Annotated in this window: 17 protein-coding genes; 14 read left to right on the plus strand and 3 right to left on the minus strand. The window is 63.4% G+C overall.

Annotated features, from left to right (window positions below; genetic code table 11):
* The first annotated feature begins 151 nt into the window (after positions 1-151).
* From H6678_07140 to H6678_07200, 13 genes are all read left to right on the plus strand, one after another.
* Entirely contained in the window at positions 152-700 is a 549-nt protein-coding gene (locus H6678_07140) for an AMMECR1 family protein (protein ID MCB9473567.1), read from the plus strand.
* 20 nt (positions 701-720) lie between these two features.
* Positions 721-1,113 carry a cytidine deaminase gene (locus tag H6678_07145; GenBank protein ID MCB9473568.1) on the plus strand — a complete coding sequence of 131 codons (393 nt, stop codon included), beginning with the start codon at positions 721-723 and terminating at the stop codon, positions 1,111-1,113.
* Positions 1,097-1,756 (plus strand): uridine kinase, encoded by a 660-nt coding sequence (gene udk, locus H6678_07150; protein MCB9473569.1) that lies wholly within the window; start codon positions 1,097-1,099, stop codon positions 1,754-1,756. Before H6678_07145 ends, udk begins: the two co-directional genes overlap by 17 nt.
* 5 nt (positions 1,757-1,761) lie before the next feature.
* A complete protein-coding gene (locus H6678_07155) occupies positions 1,762-2,352 on the plus strand; it encodes a thymidine kinase (GenBank protein MCB9473570.1) in 591 nt (196 codons plus the stop codon).
* A gap of 59 nt (positions 2,353-2,411) precedes the next feature.
* Positions 2,412-3,710, plus strand: a complete 1,299-nt coding sequence (locus H6678_07160; GenBank protein ID MCB9473571.1) for a NupC/NupG family nucleoside CNT transporter — start codon at positions 2,412-2,414, stop codon at positions 3,708-3,710.
* 27 nt (positions 3,711-3,737) lie between these two features.
* Positions 3,738-4,556 carry a purine-nucleoside phosphorylase gene (locus H6678_07165; protein MCB9473572.1) on the plus strand — a complete coding sequence of 273 codons (819 nt, stop codon included), beginning with the start codon at positions 3,738-3,740 and terminating at the stop codon, positions 4,554-4,556.
* Positions 4,557-5,876, plus strand: a complete 1,320-nt coding sequence (locus H6678_07170) for a BamA/TamA family outer membrane protein (protein MCB9473573.1) — start codon at positions 4,557-4,559, stop codon at positions 5,874-5,876.
* Positions 5,877-5,924: 48 nt separating this feature from the next.
* Positions 5,925-8,117: a hypothetical protein gene (locus H6678_07175; GenBank protein ID MCB9473574.1), complete on the plus strand. Its 2,193-nt coding sequence runs from the start codon at positions 5,925-5,927 to the stop codon at positions 8,115-8,117.
* Positions 8,117-9,319 (plus strand): FAD-binding oxidoreductase, encoded by a 1,203-nt coding sequence (locus H6678_07180; protein MCB9473575.1) that lies wholly within the window; start codon positions 8,117-8,119, stop codon positions 9,317-9,319. The genes H6678_07175 and H6678_07180 overlap by 1 nt, the downstream gene beginning before the upstream one ends.
* A 55-nt stretch (positions 9,320-9,374) precedes the next feature.
* Positions 9,375-10,025: an endonuclease III gene (gene nth / locus H6678_07185; GenBank protein ID MCB9473576.1), complete on the plus strand. Its 651-nt coding sequence runs from the start codon at positions 9,375-9,377 to the stop codon at positions 10,023-10,025.
* Positions 10,022-10,753 carry a queuosine precursor transporter gene (locus H6678_07190; protein ID MCB9473577.1) on the plus strand — a complete coding sequence of 244 codons (732 nt, stop codon included), beginning with the start codon at positions 10,022-10,024 and terminating at the stop codon, positions 10,751-10,753. The genes nth and H6678_07190 overlap by 4 nt, the downstream gene beginning before the upstream one ends.
* Positions 10,754-10,769: 16 nt before the next feature.
* Positions 10,770-11,336 carry a GTP cyclohydrolase I FolE gene (gene folE, locus H6678_07195; protein ID MCB9473578.1) on the plus strand — a complete coding sequence of 189 codons (567 nt, stop codon included), beginning with the start codon at positions 10,770-10,772 and terminating at the stop codon, positions 11,334-11,336.
* A gap of 110 nt (positions 11,337-11,446) precedes the next feature.
* On the plus strand, positions 11,447-13,048 hold the full coding sequence (locus H6678_07200) for a fumarate hydratase (GenBank protein MCB9473579.1): 1,602 nt from the start codon (positions 11,447-11,449) through the stop codon (positions 13,046-13,048).
* Positions 13,049-13,454: 406 nt separating this feature from the next.
* On the opposite strand, the gene H6678_07205 is transcribed toward H6678_07200, so the two are convergent.
* Positions 13,455-14,630 (minus strand): ATP-binding protein, encoded by a 1,176-nt coding sequence (locus tag H6678_07205; protein MCB9473580.1) that lies wholly within the window; start codon positions 14,628-14,630, stop codon positions 13,455-13,457.
* A 661-nt stretch (positions 14,631-15,291) separates the two neighbouring features.
* Between H6678_07205 and H6678_07210 the strand changes: the two genes are divergently transcribed.
* Complete coding sequence (locus H6678_07210) at positions 15,292-17,214, plus strand: hypothetical protein (GenBank protein ID MCB9473581.1); 1,923 nt, start codon at positions 15,292-15,294, stop codon at positions 17,212-17,214.
* A gap of 369 nt (positions 17,215-17,583) precedes the next feature.
* Here H6678_07210 and H6678_07215 read toward each other — a convergent pair whose 3' ends face one another.
* Positions 17,584-18,435: a class I SAM-dependent methyltransferase gene (locus H6678_07215; protein ID MCB9473582.1), complete on the minus strand. Its 852-nt coding sequence runs from the start codon at positions 18,433-18,435 to the stop codon at positions 17,584-17,586.
* 482 nt (positions 18,436-18,917) lie between these two features.
* Positions 18,918-21,416, minus strand: a complete 2,499-nt coding sequence (locus H6678_07220; protein ID MCB9473583.1) for a hypothetical protein — start codon at positions 21,414-21,416, stop codon at positions 18,918-18,920.
* Between the last annotated feature and the right edge of the window lies 1 nt (position 21,417).

Consider the following 21,417-nt stretch of genomic DNA (forward strand, 5'->3'; position numbering starts at 1 on the left):
GCAGAGGAAGGGTGGATGTGGAGGACAGGATCAGCGTCGAGGGCTCGGCACGTCGTTTCCCATCCTTGCGAGGGATTAGAACCGGGCAAGGCCTTCAAGGTTCCAGTGCGGACCGAACTTTTTCAATTCTCTTCGGAAATCAGGGGACATCATGAAGGTGAGCGAGATCAACAAGGCGGAAGGCGAGCAGATTCATGGCTTCGCCCGCAACGTGGTCAGCGGCCTGATCAGCGGGAAAGATGAGTTCCGGATCCCCGATTCTCCTGTCTTCACCCGCCGCAATGGAGTGGCCCTGCGCTTTCTCGAAGCCGGACGCGAACGCAACCGGGTGGCGCAACTGGAGTCGGGCAAGCCGCTGGGGCCCGAGCTCAAGCGCCTCGCGATCCGGGGGGCATTTGACGATCCCCGTCGCCAGTCGATCACCGAGGACCAATGGAACCGCTGCGAACTGGAGATTTCCTTCCTGGGGGATTCCCGGGATGTGCAGTCCTTCGAGGAAATCGAACCCGGGCGCGATGGTGTGATCATTGAACAGAATGGCCAGAGCGCCTGGTGCCTTCCCGGTGATCCTGTGGAAGCCGGCTGGACCCGCGAAGAATGCCTGACCCGCCTCTGCCTTGACGCGGGACTGGAACCGGACGCCTGGACGCGCCCCGATTGCCGTATCCGCGTGTTCCAGTCCACGGTCATCCGGCCCTGATCCGGAACGGAAGGACGACCATGAATCCTGAAGATCTCCTGGTGACCACCGCCTGGCAGGCCCGGGAACACGCGTGCGCACGCTACAGCAAGTTCAGCGTGGGAGCCTGTCTCGAAGCCGAGGACGGCAGCCTGTACACGGGCTGCAATGTCGAAAGCAGCTCCTACGGTCTCACCTGCTGCGCCGAGCGCGTGGCTCTGTTCAAGGCCCTCTCCGAGGGCCAGCGTCGCTTCAGCCGGATTGCGGTGGTCGCCGATACCCGGCAACCCTGCCCACCCTGCGGAGCCTGTCGGCAATTGCTGCTGGATTACGCCCCCGGTATTCTCGTGATCCAGTCCAACCGTCAGAACCGGGAAACCCGCTCCATCGAGGAGCTTTTGCCCAACGGATTCCAGGATGACTTTTTCGAGTGACAACCCCGACCGGACCATCCTGATCGGGGTTGCCGGCGGGACCGGATCGGGCAAGACTCTGGTGGCGCGCACCCTGGTCAAACAGCTGGGCGGCCGGGTGGCCGTGCTCGAGCAGGACAATTACTACAACGCCAACACGGAGCTGTCCCTCGAGGAACGGCTCAAGATCAACTACGACCACCCCGACGCCTTCGATCAGGAACTGCTGCTCGAACACGTGCAGCAATTGCTGCACGGCGAATCGGTTGAGATGCCCGTCTACAACTTTTCCTCTCACTCGCGCAAGGAGGATGAGACGATCCACCTGGAGCACCAGAAGGTGGTCATCGTGGAAGGCATCCTGATCCTCTATTTCCCGCGCCTGCGCGAGCTGATGGACATCAAGGTCTTCGTGGACACCGACAACGACCTGCGCTTCATCCGCCGTCTGCGCCGCGATGTCGAAGAGCGTGGACGCAGTCTGGACAGCGTGATCCGCCAGTACGAAACAACCGTGCGGCCCATGCACATGCAGTTCGTGGAACCCACCAAGCGCCATGCGGACCTGATTTTTCCCCGTGGCGGACGCAACACCGTGGCGCTGGACCTGCTGCGCACCAAGATCGCCAGTCTGTTGGGAGCACAGCAGGAGGAGAGCGAGTGAATTTCATGCAGCCGGGCTGCGGCTGGATCGAGGTGATCTGCGGCAGCATGTACAGCGGCAAGACCGAGGAACTGATCCGGCGCATCCGTCTGGCGACCATCGCCCGCAAGAAGGTGCTGGTGGTCAAGCCCGAGATCGACAGCCGCTACAGCCGCGATCGGGTGGTGAGTCACAACCAGAGCTCGCTGCCATCGGTGGTGATCAAGCGCGCGATCCAGATCCCCGAAGTCTGCGGGGATGCCGACGTGCTGGGCGTGGACGAAGCCCAGTTCTTCGATGACGAGCTGGTCGCCGTCTGCGAGAACCTGGCCCGCGCCGGGACCCGCGTGGTCGTGGCCGGGCTGGACAAGGATTTTCGCGGGCGCCCTTTCGGTCCCATGCCCGTCTTGATGTCGGTGGCCGAGTACGTGACCAAGCAGCACGCGATCTGCGTGATCTGCGGCAACCCCGCCAATTTCACCCAGCGCAAGACACTCAGCCGCGAACAGGTTCTCCTGGGAGCCGGCGATGTCTACGAGGCGCGCTGCCGCACCTGTTTCACGGTGCCCAGCGAAGAGCAGCTTGAAATCTTCACCCAGAGTGACCCGGCCGTCTGAACCGGACCCCGGGGGCCGCGAACAATTGACCGGCCCGGGCCGGCAAGCAAGGAGTCGTCATGGAGCGTCTGATCAGTGCGGTAGGCATGCTCGTGCTGCTGGGTCTGGCCTGGCTGATGTCCAACAACAAGCGGCGCATCAACATGCGCACCGTGGTGGTGGGCCTGTCAATCCAGCTGGTGCTGGGATTTCTGCTGCTCAGTTGGGAACCGGGCCGGGTGGGCTTCCAGATGTTCTCGGCCAAGGTGGCCGAGTTCCTTGACCTGTCCAGCAAGGGCGCGGCCTTCCTCTTCGGCAACCTGGTCGACCCATCGATGTTCTTCACCGATGGCAGCACCTGGCCCGGCTTCGGCTTCCAGTTCGCCTTCAAGGTGCTGCCCACGATCATCTTCTTCTCGGCCTTCATGTCCATCATGTATTACCTGGGCGTGATGCAGGTGCTGGTCAAGGCGCTGGCCCGCGTGATGCAGAAGGCGATGGGCACGAGCGGCAGCGAGACCATGACCGTCTCGGCCAACATCTTCATCGGTCAGACCGAAGCCCCCCTGCTGGTGAAACCCTTCCTGGCCAGCATGACCCGTTCCGAGCTGCTGACCATGATGGTGGGCGGTTTTGCCACGGTGGCCGGTGGTGTGCTGGCGGGCTACATCGGCATGGGCGTGAATCCCGGCCACCTGATCGTGGCTTCGGTGCTCTCGGCACCCGCGGCCCTGGTGGTGGGCAAGATCATCTATCCCGAAACCGAGACCTCGGTGACCGCCGCCGGTGCCGAACTGCCGGAATTCGACAACGGCTCCAACCTGATCGATGCGGCGGCACGCGGCACCACCGACGGCCTGAAACTGGCGGTGAACGTGGGCGCCATGCTGCTGGCCTTCATTTCCCTGATCGCTCTGGTCGACTGGCTGCTGGGTTACGCGGACCAGCTGGTCGATGGTGTGATCATGGGCGGCACGCTGATGGCCAACGGCGAGTATTCGGGCTTCTTCCCGGGCAGCCTGCAGACCTTCTTCGGAACCTTGCTCTCGCCTCTGGCATTCATCATGGGCGTTCCCTGGCACAACGCCCATGAGGTGGGCAACCTGCTGGGCATCAAACTGGCGGTCAACGAGTTCGTCAGTTACATGCAGCTGACCGAGTACATGAAACTGCCCGACTTCTCGGCACGGGCCCAGATCATCGCCACCTATGCCCTCTGCGGCTTCGCCAACTTCTCGTCGATCGGAATCCAGATCGGTGGCATCGCGGCTCTGGCCCCGGAACGGCGCAAGGACCTGGCGGAACTGGGACTGCGGGCCATGCTTGGCGGAGCCCTGGCTTCCTGGCTGACGGCCTGCGTGGCCGGGCTGATGATCTAGGAGAGTCACGTGAGCTACAGCGCCGGAATCCAGGACGCGGCGACATTCATTCGCGAACGGCTGGCACCCGTGCCCGAACTGGCCATTGTGCTGGGCTCGGGGCTGGGAGTGCTGGTGGACGGCATGAGTGACATCCGCAGTCTGGCGGTTCGCGAGATTCCCGGCTATCCGCCGTCCACGGTCGAAGGACATGCGGGCAGCTGGGTGGCCGGCACTCTCGATGGAGTGTCCGTGCTGGCGCTCAAGGGGCGGGTACACGGGTATGAAGGTTACACGCCCGAGCAGGTCGTCATGCCCGTTCGGCTGCTGGGAGCCCTGGGCGTGCGACGTCTGCTACTGACCAACGCGGTGGGCTGCGTGAACCGCCTGTTCCACCCGGGCGACCTGGTGCTGCTCGAGGACCAGATCAACCTGATGTTCCGCAATCCGCTGCGCGGACCCAACACGACCGCCCCCGGACCGCGATTCCCCGACATGTCGGCACCCACGGATCCCGGAATCAACCAAATGATCCGTGATACGGCACGCGAGCTGGGTCTGCCCTTGCGCGTGGGCGTGATGGCCGGTTTCACCGGGCCCAGTTACGAAACCCCCGCCGAGATCCGCATGCTGGACCGCATCGGGGCCGACGTGGTGGGCATGTCGACCATTCCCGAACTGATCGCCGCCCGGCACATCGGTCTGGCCACCGCCGCCATCAGTTGCGTGACGAACTACGCGGCCGGAATCGGCACGACCCAGTTGAATCACGAAGAAGTGACCCGGATCGCGGAACAGGCGCGTCCCGGATTCACCGCCCTGCTGGGTGCGGTGTTCCAGGGGCTGGCCGGATCCCTGGAGCACTGAGTGCTGTCGCGCGGGCCTCTCGTTCTGCTGCTCTGGATCCTGATGCAGGGCCAGTGTCGTGCGCAATCCGCGATTGTCTTTCAGGATTCGCTGGAGTTCGACCGTTCCGAGGAACTGGAATGGTCCGACTGGAAGGTGGCCAGCATCCGGGTGACCGGACTGGAGCATGTACGCGAAGAGGCCGTGATCCGGGAGCTGGAAATGCACCCCGGCGACCTCTACAGCGACGCGGAACTGGTGCAGGATGCCAACGCGATCAAGAACACGCTGTTGTTCGCGCGTCTGGTGGTCACCGTGTCGCCGGACAGCCTGGATGAGTCGGTCCATGTGACCTACGCGCTCAAGGAACGTCCACGTTTTCTGTTTCTGCCCCTGCTCAAGCCCGGCGAGTTGGCGGGCCAGTGGGATTACGGCTTCGCCCTGCAACACAACAATGTGTCCGGGCTGGGACGCAAACTGACCCTTGAGGCGCGCACGGGATCCAACGATGCGCTCAGCGTGATCTGGTACGATCCCTGGCTCTGGAAGCGGCGGCTGGGATTGTTGCTGGCCGCCGACTACCGTGATCAGGTGGTGCAGCGCACCCAGGACGGCGTGAGCAGCGATTACCGGCGCAGGCTGGTGCGGGTCTCATCACGCCTGGAATCATTCCTGGATCCACAACGCAGCTGGTTCGTCGATCCGGGCTGGTACTCGCTCAGTTCCGATGATCACCTGGGGCAGCGCACCACCGTGAACCCCAGCGGGCGCGATCGCTTCACGTCGCTGGGTGTGGGCGCAATCCTGAACACGACCGACATCCATGTGAATCCGGAGCGGGGCGACAAGGCCTATGCCTCCGTACAGTTCTTTGGACTGTACGGACCGGAGAACCCGGCCGGAACCAGGATGGATCTGTCCGGCAGCCATTTCTGGTCCCTGGGCCCGGTGGTACTGGGTGTGAACGGACAATTGGCCAGGACCGTGGGCCGCCGCCCGGAATACATGGAACACACACTGGGCGGGCAGACCACGGTCCGCGGTCTCAGCGGCGGTTCCTGGGGGGGGTGGAGTTCGGCCATCGCCAAGCTGGAGTGCCGGATTCCCCTGATCGACAAGCGCATCGTGTTGCATCGATATGACCTGGCGCTGGGGGGCGTGATCTTCGCGGATGCCGGCGAAACCTGGCAGGATCGTCTGGCACGAGGCAGCGGAGTCCGCACGGGCACGGGAGCCGGCCTGCGACTCTTCGCGCCTTTCGTGGATGTGATCTCCTTCGACGCGGCCTGGAGTCGCGAGAGCGGGATGCAGGTCTATGTGTACACCGGACAGAGTTTCTAGGGGCATCCAGTGATCCAGGATTCAGGTACAGTCAGACACCGCCTTTCGTTGCTGCTCCTGCTGCTTTTCACGGGAGCGCTGTGGCATGTGCTGGCCCAGTCCGGGGAACCGGTGGCGAACAAGCTGGCCACTTCCGAGCCACAGTCCGCCTCGACCGGAGTCGATTCCCTGACGGCGGACAGTCTGCGACTGGACTCTCTGCAGCAGGCCCGGGCCCTGGAACTGCGGCATGGCCCACTCTTCACCGACATCGTGCGCGAGCGTGATCGGCTCTGGGTCTGCGGTGATTCGGGGCTGGTGGCCTGGAGCCGCAATGACAGTACCTGGAACCGCCTGGCAGGCAGTGGCTCACCGTTGGCGCTGAACTGCCTGGTCAGCGGCGCCGAGAAGATCTTCGCCGCCGGAGATTCGGGAACCGTTCTGCTGGCCGCCGGTGACACGCTGCTCTCCCGCTCGCTGGACGACCCCCGTGATATCTGCGCCATTGCAATGGAAGACGGGACGCTGCGAGTCTGCGGCGGCGGCGGACTGTTCGCGCTCAGCAAGGATGCGGGCCGCAGCTGGACCGTTGGGACCCTTCCCGAGCCGGCACGCTATCTGGCCCAGCTGGTGGAGGGCGAAACCTGGACCGTCGGCGGAACCGGCGGCTTCCTTTTCCGCAGCACGGACGATGGCCAGAGCTGGCAACAGATTCCCCGGCGGGATTACACACCCATCGTGGCGCTGTTGGCCACTCCGGGCGGCACCTTGCTCGCGCTCGGAGACGGGCGCGTCGAGCGCATGCTGGCTTCGGGCCAGTTCGAGACCGTGGCCAGCGCATCCTGGGGCGATTCTTGGATGCTGCACGCCCTGCCCGATGGCTGGGTGCTGGGCGGCAGCGGTGGGAATCTGGGGCTCATGCGGGGCGGGGAATTCACGGAACTGCGGCTGGACCGCTACAGCCTGTTCAGCGGAGCCGTCACACGGGGCAACACGGTGATGCTCTGTGGCAGCCGCGGACTGATGGCCAGCCTGAACCCCGAGACCGACGAACTGAGCCTGATTCACAACAGCCTGACCCGTCGCCAGAGCATGCCCGAACTGATCGCAGCCGGTGACACCCTGCTGGCTGTGTCCGATTCGGCGAGCAACCGTCCCACCCTGAATGTGTCCAGCGATTCAACCCAGTACCTCTTCAGTCTGCTGGATGGCAACCCCGGAGTGGCCGACAACCAGAACAAGCTGGATCGCCTGGCCCGCAACTACAACCAGGCCAGTTTCCTGGGCGAACCCGGCTTCGCGATCCTGCTGGTGGACGTGAGCGCCAGCGGCCAGCTTGAGCACGGGGAAGTGCTGGACGAGTACCCCAGGAATCTGGGCTTCGGATCCTACGCCCTCGAGATTCTCAACTCGCTGGAATTCACACCCGGACTGCTTGACGGCAAGTTCGTGCGCACACGCCTGCTCTACAGCCTGCACTTTCCACTGTTCACCAGCAACGAGAATCCCTGGTACACCCAGGATGGATACGAAGCGGGAGTCCTGATGGACAGTCTGAGTGCCTGGCGTCCCCGGATCGAGTCGGGCCTGTCGCTCAAGGAATTCGTCAAGAAGCTGGACTTCCCGCGCAAGGCTCGCCGCTACAGCTGGGATGGCGAAGCCCTGTTGTCCTACCAGTTGTTGCCCGGGCAGGAGCCCAGCAACGTGGTCCTGCTGCGTGAATCACCCGAGGAACTGGGCTTCGGTGAGCACAGTCTGGAAGTGCTGCCCAAACTTGGGCTGCAGGCCGATTCGCTGGACCCCCTGTTTCCGCGCCTGCATGTGCAGCACAAGCTGCACTTCGACCGTCGATACTACTCGAAACCGGCCAAAGCCATCAAGGAAGGCCACCGTTTCAGCGAATCCCTGTATACGGTGGCGTTGGTGGACTCATCGCGATTCAACCCCGGACTGGCCAACCTTGGCATCGTCCTGCGGGAGTTCATGGGCGAGGGCATGCCCACCGGGCAGATCGACATGGTGCTGGGGTTGCGTTTCGATGGCCGGATCGTCAGCGCCGAGATCAGTTCCCCGGATGAAGATCTGGAAGAGGCCGTGCTGAACACCGTGCGTGATCTCGTGATGCTCTTCTGCTGGGGCTACCCGGTTAATGTGGAACGGGGCGCTCCCGTGGACACGTTGCGGCTCTCGTTGACCCTGCCGCCGACCGGCTCCGCGGAGCAGGCCCCCATTGCTCCGCTCTTCGAGGGAGTGCGTTTCTGATGCTCGTGTCACCGGAGTCCAATGTTCTCTGGCTTGAAGACAGGCCCACTCTGGAGCAGGGCAGCCTGCCAGCTTCCTGTGATACGGTGGTGGTGGGGGCGGGCATTGCCGGCACCTGGCTGGCACTGGAGCTGCAACGTGCGGGCCTTGAGGTCCTGCTGCTGGACGGCGCACAGGCCGCCGCGGGGTCCTCGGGTCGCAATGCGGGGCAGCTGATCGCGGACCTGCCCTGGGCCTACGCGGAAGCGATCCGTCGCCTCGGACGGGACCTGGCGCGTCAGTGGCGTGAGCTGCTGGTCCTGAATCAGCAGTGGCTGGATGCCGAGCTGGCCGACTGCCGCAGCGAAGTGCAGTTCATGCGCACCGGCTCGCTGAGCTGCGCCGCGGACGACGCCGAACGCAAGTTGCTGGAACTGTCCGCACGGCGTCTGGTCGAGGACGGCTTTCCGGTAGAATTCTGGACCGCCGAACAGCTCCAGAAGCGTCTGGGAGTGTCGCCATTCCATGGCGCACTCTACCAGCCCGAGGACGCCACCCTGCATCCGGCACGCCTTGTCTGGGCCCTGCTGGGCAAGTTCCAGCGCGCGGGAGGACGGTACCGCGGTGACACACGCGTCCAGACGGCGACCCAGATGCAGGACGGTTGGTCAGTCGAGCTGGCGAACGGCACTGTGGCCTGTCGCCGGATCATCTGGTGTCTGAATGGGGGGCTTGCGGATTGTCTGCCGGAACTGGTGAACGTGATCCAGCCGGCTCGCGCCCAGATTCTGCTGGGGGGGCGTGAGCGCAAGGTCTTTGCCATGCCCATGGCCAGCAATCGCGGGCAGGAGTACTGGCGCCAGGCGGAAAAGGGCGAGGTCCTGATCGGGGGCATGCGCCGCTTCGCCGACCCCGCCCACGCGGATCGGGAGCTGGATCCGCTGGTCGACGAGCGCCTGCGCCAGTTCGGGAGTGAGACATTTCCCAAGCTGGCCGGTGTGGAGTTCACGGGTGGCTGGACCGGTCTGCTGGCGCTCACGACCGATGAACGCCCTTTGGTGGGGCCGCGCCCCGGGTTTTCCGGGCAGTTCGTGTGCGGTGGCTGGAATGGCTGCGGCCTGGGACAGGCCATCGTGTTCGGGCGCCTGCTGGCCGGGGAGATTCTGGCCGGGGAGCCCGATGCCCGACTGGATGCCTTCCGCCCGGCGCGGTTCGACGGCTGAGCCCTTCAATGAGCGACAATCCCGAGGATCCGGGAACGTGGCAGCGAGGAGTTGCATGAAGGAAACGAAGACCGCACGCAAGGCCCGCGCGGCCCGCATCGTGGAACTGCTGCGCGAGACCTACCCGGACTCCCGCTGTTCGCTGGACTACGGAACCCCGCATCAGCTGCTGGTGGCCACCATTCTGTCGGCCCAGTGCACCGACGCCCGGGTGAACACGGTGTGCGTGGACCTGTTTCGCAAGTATCGCTCGGTGAAGGCCTTCGCCCAGGCCGACGAGGCCGAGCTGGCTCAGGACATCCGCAGTTGTGGCTATTTCAACCAGAAGGCCAAGAGTCTGCTGGGCATGAGCCGGGCGCTGGTGGAGCACCATGGCGGCGAGGTGCCCGACACCATCGAAGAGCTGGTCAAGCTGCCGGGTGTGGGACGCAAGACAGCCAACTGCATTCTGGGCGAAGTGTACGGCGTGCCCTCCATGGTGATTGACACACACATGGTGCGCATCATGAATCTGCTGGGGCTGGGTGACACCAGCGATCCGGTGAAGCTGGAACAGCAATTGATGCAGATCTTCGAACCAGCGGAATGGGTCAGCCTGGTGCATCGCACCATTGACCACGGCCGGGCCGTCTGCATCGCCCGGCGCCCGCGCTGTGGCGACTGCGTGTTGCGCGCCGAATGCCCATCGTCGAAGGAACCGGCATGAAGCTCGCGAAACCCGCCTACATCGAGCCCACACCCACGTTCACGGTCTTCGCCGATCGGCTGTATCTCGTGCTGGCCTCGATCTTCATCGCGGCGCTGGTGGCCTGCAACCTGATCTTCCAGAAGTTCTTCACCTGGACACCCTTCGGACTGTACACCTTCGAGATCAGCGTGGGCATTCTGCCCTATCCGGTCACCTTTCTGGTGACCGACATCATCAGCGAGCTCTATGGCGAGAAACGGGCCAATCAGGTGGTGGTGGCGGGGTTCATTGCCAGCCTGTTCATCATGGCCGTGATCCTGGTGGCCATCGCCGTGCCGCAGACCGCCTGGTCGCCCATTGATGACGCCACCTTCAAGCGGGTCTTCGGACTCTTCGGGCCGGCCATCTTCGCTTCGATGAGCGCCTATCTGCTGGCCCAGCACATCGACATTCGCGTGTTCCATTTCTGGAAACGCCTGACCCATGGCAAGCATCTCTGGCTGCGCAACAATGGCTCCACCATCGTGTCCCAGTTCGTGGACACCCTCTCGGTGCTGTCGCTGCTCTGCCTGACCGGCGTGATCGCCTGGGACCGATTCGGTTCCCTGCTGGCCAACGGTTTCCTGTTCAAGGTGCTGATGGCCCTGCTGGACACACCACTGTTCTACGCGGCCGTGATGCTGCTGAAACCCCGGGTGCACCAGGATCCGGAAGAAGCGACCTGGTCCGCCAACGCGGCTGAATGAGCGCAAAGGAGAAATCATGGAACGGACACAACTCGATACCATCACCGGCCTGACGGGCCAGTTGCTGGAAGCCCTGGGTGAAAATCCCCAGCGCGAAGGGCTGCTCAAGACACCCCAGAGGGTGGCCAAGGCCTGGGGTTATGTCACCCAGGGCTACGGTCAGAATCTGGAGACACTGGTCAACGGCGCCGTGTTCACCGAGGACTGCAACGAAATGGTGGTCGTGCGCGACATCGAGTTCTACAGCCTCTGCGAGCACCATCTGCTGCCCTTCTTCGGGCGTGCCCACGTGGGCTACATTCCCAATGGCAAGGTGATCGGGCTGTCCAAGATTCCGCGCATCATCGACATGTTCGCGCGGCGCCTGCAGGTGCAGGAGCGCCTGACGCACCAGGTGGCCGAGGCGCTGATGGACGTGCTCAAGCCCACCGGCGTGGCCGTGGTGATGACGGGCACCCACATGTGCATGCAGATGCGCGGCGTGGAGAAACAGAATTCCATGGCGACCACCAGCGCCATGCTGGGCGAGTTTCACGACAGCGCCGAGACACGCGCCGAATTCCTGAGCGTCATCGGTCGCTGACAAACCGACGGACGCAGGGCGACACGGAGATCCTTCTGACCGTCAGGCGATCGGACACACCTGACCCGTCCTTCCTTCGAGACTGTCCGAACCTTTCCGGAGGCCCCCCGATGGAGTTCCAGTATGACGAGACCTTCCAGCTTGGCAAGGACGAGACCGAATACCGCGCACTGGGCACGGAGCATGTGTCCACCGTGCGCGTTCAGGACGAGGACTTTCTGCAGGTGGGCGACGAGGCCCTGACCCTGCTGGCGCGCACGGCCCTGCGCGATGTGAACTTTCACCTGCGCGCCCGCCATCAGGAGCTGGTGGCCCGCATCCTGGCCGACCCGGAGGCCAGCGACAACGACCGTTATGTGGCCCGCGCCATGCTGCAGAATGCGGTGATCGCCGCCCAGGGCCAGCTGCCCTTCTGCCAGGACACGGGCACGGCCATCGTCTACGCCAAGAAGGGCCACAGGGTGCTTACGGCGGGGCGCGACGAGGAAGCGCTTTCCCGCGGCATCTTTCAGACCTACCAGAACGAGAACCTGCGCTATTCCCAGGTGGCTCCGCTGAGCATGTTCGAGGAGAAGAACACGGGCAACAACCTGCCCGCCCAGATCGACCTGATCGCCGGGCACGGCGCGGTGTACAAGTTCCTCTTCATCGCCAAGGGCGGTGGCAGCGCCAACAAGAGTTACCTCTTCCAGATGACCAAGGCCGTGCTCACGCCCACCGCGCTCAAGGAGTTTCTCGTTGAAAAGATGAAGACCCTGGGCACGGCGGCCTGTCCGCCCTACCACCTGGCCTTCGTGATCGGCGGCACTTCCGCCGAGACGGTGATGAAGACCGTCAAGCTGGCCTCCACCGGCTGGTACGACAACCTGCCCACCAGCGGCAGCACGGGTGGCCGCGCCTTCCGCGATCTCGAGATGGAAAAGGAGCTGCTGGAGGCCAGCCGCCACGTGGGCCTGGGTGCCCAGTTCGGCGGCAAGTACTACTGCCACGATGTGCGTGTGATCCGTCTGCCGCGCCACGGCGCCAGCTGTCCCATCGGCATGGCCGTGTCCTGCAGCGCCGACCGCAACGTGCTGGGCAAGATCACGACCGACGGCATCTTCCTGGAAAGTCTGGAACTGGATCCCGCGCGCTTCCTGCCCGCCGCCACGGAGCAGGTGGACAATGCGGTACCCATTGACCTGAACCGCCCGATGAAGGAAATCCAGGCCGACCTGAGCAAGTACCCCATCCGCACACGGCTGAAGCTGTCGGGAACGGTGATCGTGGCCCGCGACATGGCTCACGCGCGCCTGGCCGAGATGCTGGACCGCGGCGAGCCGCTCCCCGAGTACTTCCGCAACCACCCGGTGTACTACGCCGGCCCCGCCAAGACTCCTGCGGGAATGGCCACCGGCTCCTTCGGCCCCACCACGGCCCAGCGCATGGATCCTTACGTGGACCGCTTCCAGAAAGCGGGGGGCAGCCTGGTGATGATCGCCAAGGGCAACCGCACTCCGCAGGTCACACAGGCCTGCAAGGACAATGGCGGCTTCTACCTGGGCAGCACGGGCGGCCCCGCGGCCCTGCTGGCCAGCGAGCACATCCTCAAGAGCCAGGTGCGCGACTTCGCCGAGTTCGGCATGGAAGCCGTCTGGGAAATCACCGTCAAGGACTTCCCGGCCTTCATCCTGGTGGACGACAAGGGCAACGATTTCTTCACCAGCCTGTAGGTTTGTGACGCAGACAAGTCAGGCGTCGCCCGGTTGCGGCCGGGCGGCGCCGCTCGCCATATTTTGCCGTCATTCCCGCGGAAGCGGGAACCCAGAGTTGTTACACGCATTCAAAATTCCGTCATCCCCGCGTAGACGGCAACCATTGCATGGCGCCCCCAGCGGTTACACCGTACCCCGGCAGCCATTCCAGCCACCCTTCGGCCGGCGTCGCTGTGCACCCGTCACTCTCCCGTATCACTTCAAGTTTCGCCGAGACCTGAGGACTTTCAGCCTTGCGCGGGCGGCGGTGTTCACTCTTCTCTTCGCGAGGAAATGGGTGATCCAAAGGTAGGCGCAGCAGGACCGCGATGCGGTCCTGCTGCAAGAGGTATCCCGTTGCTTTCGTCTGTGTGTTGCGCTTTGTTCAGGCAGTCCAGACGGGAATTTCCCGCCGCATGAATTCATCGAACAGCGGAACTGTGAATGCGGTATCACCGTGTGTGGGGCTCCAGATCATGCCCTTCTTGATCAGACCACTTCTCAGCGGACCCAGGCTCTCGACTTTCTTCTTCATGGAGCTGGCGATGACACCGGATCTGTGGGGCCCGGGACCCAGTTCGGCCATCGCACGCAAATAGTCCTGTTCGCGAGGAGTCAGGCGGTCAAACCGGACTCGAAAGAAGTTCCTGTCAAGGGCTGCCGTCGTCGTGGCATGCGCACGCTCCACATCCGTGTGATCAATGGGGGAGGAATCAGCCGTGAGCCAGGTGTGCTTTCCCCATTCCTGAAGGAAATAGGGGTATCCCTTTGTCATTCTCACGATGCTGTCGAGTGCCTCGTCTTCAATCCGTGCACCCTCTTCTTCAATGGGTCTGCGGATTGCCTCGCGCGCCGGAAGTTCAGACAGCGGTCCGACCGGCGGATAGTCAAACAGACGCTCAGCGTAGGACTTTGCATCACCGGCAAGGCCTGCGACCTGTGGCAATCCTGCTCCGAACAACAGGAGCGGCAATCCTCTTTGTGAGATGGCATGAAAGGCCACGATCAGTGCCCTGAGATCCTCTTCACCGAGATACTGGATTTCGTCCACAAGGATCACAACGCACTGTCCGGCTGCTCGGGCCGCCTGACCAATTGCGATCAGGAGTTGGGGCAGGTCGATTTCCAGTGTGCCACTGTCGGCCGTGGGTGGTTCACTGATCGCCAGTTCGACCGCACCGATGGACACCGTGAATGCGCTGGCGAACCCCCGGAGGGCTGCGATCGCCCGGTTGGACAGGTCCTTCGCCTGCTCCACGCGATTCAGGCGAAGCAGCACGCTCTTGAGTGCTGGGGCAAGATACTGTGCCAGCCTCTTGCCTTCAGGAGCCTCAAGGATCACGGCTTGGTAGCCCAGCTCTTCGGCCATCGTCCCGATCCTGTTCAGCAGTACGGTTTTACCGACACCGCGGAGGCCCAGCAGAATCTGGCTTTTCTCCGGTCGACCGGCACGCACCCTGTGCAAGGCGATTTCGGCGGCGGCGACAATTTCTTCGCGACCAACCAGTGCGGGTGGCTGAGCCCCAGCACCAGGGGAGAAGGGATTCGTCAAGGGATCCATTGAACAGACCTTCCGTTCTTGAGGAACATTACCGCGGATTATCATTCTATCTGACGATTTTCAGGGAAAATGTAGGGATCTATTGGTGAATTATCAGTCTATCTTCGGTCAAGATTCAAGCCCACGCTGAAACGAGGGCCCGTGCTGGCAGGGCAAGTCCATCTTGTCCTGCGCCCTTCACCCGCAGATCGGATCGGTGGACCCGGACCGTGCAGACGAAGTCCGGTCGTCCCACGGTACAATCCACACCCAGCAGAATCCAGCCTCCACGGACTTCCTGCAGGTCAATGCTCGAAAGATTCTTGATGCAGCGGGGCCGGAGGGAGATGCAGGTGATGCAAACGGTAGCCCCCATGCAGGACATCACCTGGACCGACAGCCAGAATCCCCCGCCGCGCGGAATGCCTGCTTGCACCCAGGTCCCACCGCCGGGACCTTCCACCGGGCTACCCGCGATAGTGACTTCGGGACCACCCACCTTGCCCGCTTCCCCGCCGTGTCCTGTCCTGCCACTCTGACACGCGGGGGAGTTCCGTCCGATCCCATCGACTCCTGGAAGCCCACTCCGGGCCAGGCTGTGCCCCCATGCAATGAACGGGCCGCCAGTCCGTTCAAACGAGCGTCGCCGCCGTCTACCGACCCCACAACCATGGAGCGCTGCATGACTCCCGCGAACTTTCTTTCTCTGGCCTGCCTGCTGCTGACCAGCCTGCTGTCCCACGCACTGCCCGTTCCCAGCACTCTTCAGGATTTTCAGCTGCCGGGCTCGCAGCCCGGGCAGTCGGGAACCCTGATGAGTCCTGCGATCTGCGACAACTGTCATTCGGGCTACGGCGAGCCGGAAGTCGAGCCCTTTCACAACTGGCGCGGCAGCATGATGGGGCAGGCCATGCGCGATCCCCTGTTCCTGGCTTGTCTGACGATCGCCAATCAGGACGCTCCCGAAAGCGGCGACCTGTGCCTGCGCTGCCACACGCCCAAGGGCTGGCTCGAGGGCCGCAGTACGCCCACCGATGGCAGTGCCCTGATCGCGGCGGACCGTGAGGGTGTGCAGTGTGCGTTCTGCCACCAGCTGGTGGCGCCCGCGGCTCTGGGCAGCAATCTCTGGCCCCAGGATTCCATCTACACCGCGAACACCTGGAGCACGGACCAGAGCTATCTGGCCACCCTGGCCCAGATTCCCCCGACCACGGCCAATGGCATGTATGTGGTGGATTCCAACTTCTCGCGTCGCGGACCCTTTCACGGCACGGTGTCGCCCCACCCCGAACGCTACTCGCCCGTGCACTCCGAGTCCCGGCTCTGCGGCACCTGTCACGACGTCAGCAATCCCGTGTTCACGCTGGACGCGGCCAGCGGACGCTACCTGCCCAATCCCTTCGATCAGGCGGCCCCGGAAGCGGATCCCCGCAGTCAGTTTCCCATCGAACGCACCTACAGCGAATGGTTGGTGAGCGAGTACAATACGGCCGGGGGAGTGCTGGCGCCGCAGTTCGGAGGCAATCTCAGTGTCGTGCGTACCTGCCAGGACTGCCACATGCGCGATGTGACCGGGCGTGGAGCCAGCATGACCTCGCCCCAGCGGGACAATCTGCCCCTGCATGATTTCACGGGCGGCAACACGACCGTGCCGCTCTGGGTGGCACAACAGTATCCCGCGGAAACCGATGTGGCCGCGCTCCAGGATGGCATCACGCGGGCCCGGTACATGCTGCAACACGCGGCCAGTCTGGATCTGAGCATCGATGATGCGGGCCCCATCCCGCTCGCCCGGGTGCGAGTGACCAACGAGACGGGACACAAACTGCCCTCGGGGTATCCGGAGGGACGCCGGATCTGGCTCAATCTGCGGGTCTGGGACATCAATGATCAGCTGATCCATGAATCGGGGGCCTACGACTCCCTCACGGCTGATCTGGATCACGATGCCCAGCTCAAGATCTACCACATCGAACCTGGCCTCACCCCGGGGTTGGCGGCCGTGGTGCAGCAGGATGCGGGTCCCGGCTTCCACTTTGTCCAGAACGACACGATCTACTACGACAACCGGATTCCACCCCGGGGGTTCACCAATCAGGCGTTCCGCGAGATCCAGTCGCCCGTGGTCGGTGTGGACTACCAGGATGGACAGTACTGGGACGACACCGAATACCCGTTGCCCGCAGGAGCGGCACGTGTCGAGGCACGACTGTTCTACCAGACCACGAGCCGTGAGTACATGGATTTTCTGCGTGACGAGAACGTGACCGACAACACTGGGCAGCTGGCCTGGGACCTCTGGAACCAGACTGGCCGCTCGGCCCCCGAATTGATGGCCAGCGCGAGTGCGCTGCGCGAGCCCACGCCCTCCGGCCTGCCCGCCCCCGATCCGCTGAGCATTCTGCGCCTCTCAGGCCAGATCCGGCTCAGCTGGCCACCCGTATCGGGAGCCGCGGGCTACACCGTGTATCGGGCCAGCGGAGCCGAGGGAGCGCTGAGGGTGATGGAGGCGGTGGCCACCACGACTGATACGACGTGGACCGACAGCCAGAATCCCCTGCTGCGTGGAGTGGCGCTGTACCAGGTGCGGACTCTGAATCCCTGAATCCTTGCGCGGTCCCGAACAGTTCCGCGGATTGCCTTCTTGCGCCTACGGCTCTTCGGGCAGCTGGCACATGAGGAATCCACAGATGTGATGTGAGGATGAATCAGGGCGGGGATCCCGGTTCACCTTCGGGACTGTCCACCGGGCCACCTTCCGTGCTGACTTCCGCGGGGACTTCGGGGCCACCCACTTCGCCCGCGTTCAGTACTCAGCCCAGCCGGCGGCCAACGGGCTTGCTTGCCAGATGGCTCCTGGTTGGTTTCCGTGGGTGAGGTTGAGGAATCGGGAATCGGTGTGTGCGCGGAGGCGCGTTTCCTTTCCAGAGGGTCATTGAAAGGATGAAGCCGGTTCCGGTGAGCCAGCCGCGGCTCAGTCAATGGCCACTCGAAAGTGCCGGGCGGGGCCACTGCCCAGAACCAGCAGGCCGCTGCGGAACAGGTCCACGCTCAGCGCCACACGCGGATGGTTCTGGATGCGCTGCCAGAAGCGGACCATGCCAGGTGACCAGTCGATGTCATCCAGCAGGGCGATGGCCCCGTCGGGCATGTGCTCCATGATCGCGGTGGTCAGCTCCCAGTCGGTGTGTTCTTCATGCACGCCGTCGTTGAAGAGGAAGTCAATGGCGGGCCAGCGCTCGAAGACCCAGGGCAGGCGCTCCTGGAACAGGCCGTGCAGCACGCGGGCGCGCAGAATGCCGCAGGCGCCCAGGGACTCGGCGGCGATGCGGGCCAGGCTCAGGTCGCCCTCGATGGTCAGCAGGTTGCCGCGACCCAGGGATTCCAGCGCTCCCCCGATGCAACAGGCGGACAGGCCGACACAACTGCCCAGCTCAAGACTGCGTTCGGGCTTGAATTGATGTACCAGGGACACCAGCAGCCGCGCCATGGCGGGCGGCACGCTGCTCTGGCGCGCCAGCTCGCCCAGATCCTCTTCCACGGTCCGACCGGAACGCATGGCCTCGGGACTCAGATTGAGTTCGGGACGGCCCGCGCCGTGATCCTCGATCAGCGCGCGCGAATGATCCTTCACCAGCATGCCGCGGCGCACACGCATCTCCTGCAGGGCAGGATGCATGTCATTGCCCGCCAGCACCTCGCGCAGCACTGTCGCCAGACGCGGACCGGCAGCCACACCGCAGGTCTCAAGGGCCCGCAACTGCTGCGCATTGCCCATGAGCTGATGTGTTCTGCGCTTGAGGGAATGAATCATCCGCTCGATCATGCGTTCTCCACTGTGTTGGCCCCCAGAGTCGCAATTGCCCGGCAGAATGGGAACCGGGGGCGCTCACCACAACTTGCCACGCGCGATGAAAGGTGGCCAGGAAGGTGATTCGTGATCGGGCCACGATGCCCCCATCCCCCCCGCCTTCGGCGGGCCTTCCCCCGTGGTCACGGGGGAAGGCATTGTGGCGTTGCCTCGCGGTTTTTGGTTCCTGAACGAATCCCCAACGAGAGACCATCCTTTGCCCAGGCGAAGCCGTGATACCTTCCCTCGCGACCGCGGGGGAAGGCCACAGCGCCTGCGCTGTGGGGGGATGGGGGCGTGATGGTGTGCAGAAATTCTGGAGCGCCGGAACATTGCAGTCGCCCCATCCCTCCCTCCTGCGGCGGGCCTTCCCCCGCGGTCGCGAGGGAAGGTATACGGTTGCGCCGGGAGAAGAAAGCGGGGCCGAAGCCCCGCCTGAATGCTCTGCCTCCGACGGCTCAGCTGATGATCTTGGCGAACTTGATGATGTCCTTGCGCAGGGCGAAGACCACCGTGTCCAGCGCCACCTTGCGCGAGTAGCCGTAGCGTGTGACCATGTTGTCCAGCACGCTCTCCACCATGTTGCGGATCGTGGCAGGGTAGTTGTGGTACTTGCTGGGAGCATTGCGTTTCTGGTAGAATGCCTCTTCCAGTTCCGAGATGTTGATGTCGCCAGCCGACTTGCGATGCGATAGCATGGTGGTGTATTCACGCGCATAGCAGGTCAGCAGGTTGTCGTCCTTGCTGGTGACCGCGCTCTTGTTCTGGGCGATGCGCAACTCGCCCGAGTTCTGCAGGTCCAGGAATTTCTCGGCCACCTTGCGCCGGAAGGCGACTGCGCCCTCCGTGTTGGCCAGCACCTTTTCCACCGAGGCCATGTAGTTGGTGTCCGGGCGGTCGACCTTCATGCCCGTGCCCGGGTCGATGAAAGTGAAACGCGGCACCATGATGTGGGCGAAGGCCCGGTTGTCGTTGGCCAGCGCCAGCAGGCAATGCTGGATGTACTTGCGCAGGTCGGCCTCGATCTGGTCCGGGTCGCGGTCCACGAGCGCCACGGTGATTTCCCGCGCGATGATGTTGTAATACAGGGCGCGCACCACGTCCAGCAGGCCCTTGTAATCGCCGTAGGCCCCGTCGCCTTCCTCGAAGAGTTCGCCGGCGATCACGCGGCGGGGCAGACGATGTCCGCCGTCGTCGGGATGCGGGTGCTCCACCATCCAGTGATGCAGGCTGGGGCCTTCGGCCAGCATCTTTCGCAGAATGCTGAAGAAGGTGCCCACATGCACCTTGCGTCCGTCGGATGCGGCGATTGTACTGCGCATCACGTTCTGCAGCTGGCGGATGCTGATGCCGGTCTGGCCCTCGTGGGGATAGTGCTCGTTCCAGAGCTCGCGCATGAACTCATCGTCGATCAGCTTGAGCTGGTCGCGCGAGAACAGGCCCGATTCCTCCAGCGAGGTGGCGTTGGGGTGGCGCACCAGGTGATCGTGCAGTTCCGATGTGTCGGTGATGTCCAGCCCCAGTCGCAGCGCTTCGTTGCGGAAGGGGTGCCAGTGGGGCAGGCGACGGATCGTGTTCACCGGGTCTTCGGACTGATAGCTGAAGATGAAGAGCTTCTGTTCCGGTGTGATCGAACGGTACAGCGAGATCTTCTCGACGCTCCACTGGGGCGGGAACTGACTGCGCAGTGGCGGGCGCAGGCGCGTCAGCACGCTGTAATACGAGGCGATCCGCAGCAGGTTTGGGTCCACGTCGTACTTCTCGCGCATGATGCTCATGTCGCGCTTGAGGATGTCCATTTCCGAGTTGGTGTCCAGCAGGTAGTTCACCGGCACCTTCTGGATGCGGTCCATCAGCTTGCTGCTGGTGAGCTGGTTTTCCAGCAGTTCCATCTCGTCGATGTTGGTGGTCACGATCACCGTGTTGTCAATGGGAGTCTGGGTCGCTTCGGCCGACACCTTGCCACTGCCCAGCAGCATCAGCAGGGGTTTGTACTCCGTCTCGGTGGTGGGCCCGTTGCCCCCGCCGAAGGCATCGTGGATGTGCAGCAACCCGCGATTGCTCGAGATGATCGCGCCCGTGTACTGGTAGATGTGATTCGTGCTCAGATGCCCGGCCAGGATCTCCAGCGCCTCGCGGCCCACCTCGATCGGGCGGATGCTGGTGCGCAGCTGGTGCATGTCGTCGATGTTGGCGATGCCCTGGGCCTGGGCGTTGCTGAACTCGATCTCCTCGACGCGCACATACTCCTCAATGATGTCGAAGAGACTCTTGCCCGCATTGCGTGGATTGTGCAGCAAACTTTCGATGATGTCGAAACTGCGCTTGTCCAGGGTCGCGTTCTGGTAGAAGGTCGGAATGATGAAATGAGCCCCTTCGGGCTGACGACTGGCGATGTGCTCGAAGAGCTCCTGGCGCGGGTGCGTGATGCCTTCCTCGCGATTCAGCAGCGTGGGAAAGAGCAGCACCGGGTTGTGGATGAAGTTGGTGCGCAGCTCCACTTCACGGCCGTTGTCATCCTTGAACAGGAAGTAGAAGGTGTACAGCCGGACGTTCTTTTCCTTGGTGTACTCCTCGAGAGCCAGCGAGATCAGGTCCACGATGTTGGTCTTGCCCGAGGCGGGCGGACCCACCAGCACCAGACCTCGGTTGGGGCCGCTTTCCTTGCCCACCGACTCGATCACTTCCACGATGTTCTTGATGCAGAATTCCTGGCCGAACACGGCGTTGATGCCGCCCGCGAACAGGTCCTTGAAGATGCGGTAACTCACCACGGGCTCGCCGCTGCGCACCACGATCTCGAAGCCGAAGTGCTTGATCGCCGAATAGATCAGCTGCGAGCTGGTCACCAGCACGCGTTCCGGTTCGGCCATCAGCAGCTCCACGAAGTCGGAGAACTGCATCGTGTTCTTGCGGTAGTAGCGCAGGATGTCGCGGTAATTGAATTCGCTGGGCATG

This window comes from Candidatus Delongbacteria bacterium (assembly GCA_020634015.1).
In the GTDB taxonomy this organism is placed as follows: Bacteria; CAIWAD01; CAIWAD01; order CAIWAD01; family CAIWAD01; genus JACKCN01.

What these genes read in the sequence shown, in the direction of transcription:
- H6678_07215 (MCB9473582.1), bottom strand. Translation starts at nt 18,435, where the DNA reads ATGATCGAGCGGATGATTCATTCCCTCAAGCGCAGAACACATCAGCTC.
- H6678_07190 (MCB9473577.1), top strand. Translation starts at nt 10,022, where the DNA reads ATGAAGCTCGCGAAACCCGCCTACATCGAGCCCACACCCACGTTCACG.
- H6678_07180 (MCB9473575.1), top strand. Translation starts at nt 8,117, where the DNA reads ATGCTCGTGTCACCGGAGTCCAATGTTCTCTGGCTTGAAGACAGGCCC.
- H6678_07155 (MCB9473570.1), top strand. Translation starts at nt 1,762, where the DNA reads ATGCAGCCGGGCTGCGGCTGGATCGAGGTGATCTGCGGCAGCATGTAC.
- H6678_07200 (MCB9473579.1), top strand. Translation starts at nt 11,447, where the DNA reads ATGGAGTTCCAGTATGACGAGACCTTCCAGCTTGGCAAGGACGAGACC.
- udk (MCB9473569.1), top strand. Translation starts at nt 1,097, where the DNA reads ATGACTTTTTCGAGTGACAACCCCGACCGGACCATCCTGATCGGGGTT.
- folE (MCB9473578.1), top strand. Translation starts at nt 10,770, where the DNA reads ATGGAACGGACACAACTCGATACCATCACCGGCCTGACGGGCCAGTTG.
- H6678_07220 (MCB9473583.1), bottom strand. Translation starts at nt 21,416, where the DNA reads ATGCCCAGCGAATTCAATTACCGCGACATCCTGCGCTACTACCGCAAG.
- H6678_07160 (MCB9473571.1), top strand. Translation starts at nt 2,412, where the DNA reads ATGGAGCGTCTGATCAGTGCGGTAGGCATGCTCGTGCTGCTGGGTCTG.
- H6678_07210 (MCB9473581.1), top strand. Translation starts at nt 15,292, where the DNA reads ATGACTCCCGCGAACTTTCTTTCTCTGGCCTGCCTGCTGCTGACCAGC.
- H6678_07205 (MCB9473580.1), bottom strand. Translation starts at nt 14,630, where the DNA reads ATGGATCCCTTGACGAATCCCTTCTCCCCTGGTGCTGGGGCTCAGCCA.
- nth (MCB9473576.1), top strand. Translation starts at nt 9,375, where the DNA reads ATGAAGGAAACGAAGACCGCACGCAAGGCCCGCGCGGCCCGCATCGTG.
- H6678_07145 (MCB9473568.1), top strand. Translation starts at nt 721, where the DNA reads ATGAATCCTGAAGATCTCCTGGTGACCACCGCCTGGCAGGCCCGGGAA.
- H6678_07140 (MCB9473567.1), top strand. Translation starts at nt 152, where the DNA reads ATGAAGGTGAGCGAGATCAACAAGGCGGAAGGCGAGCAGATTCATGGC.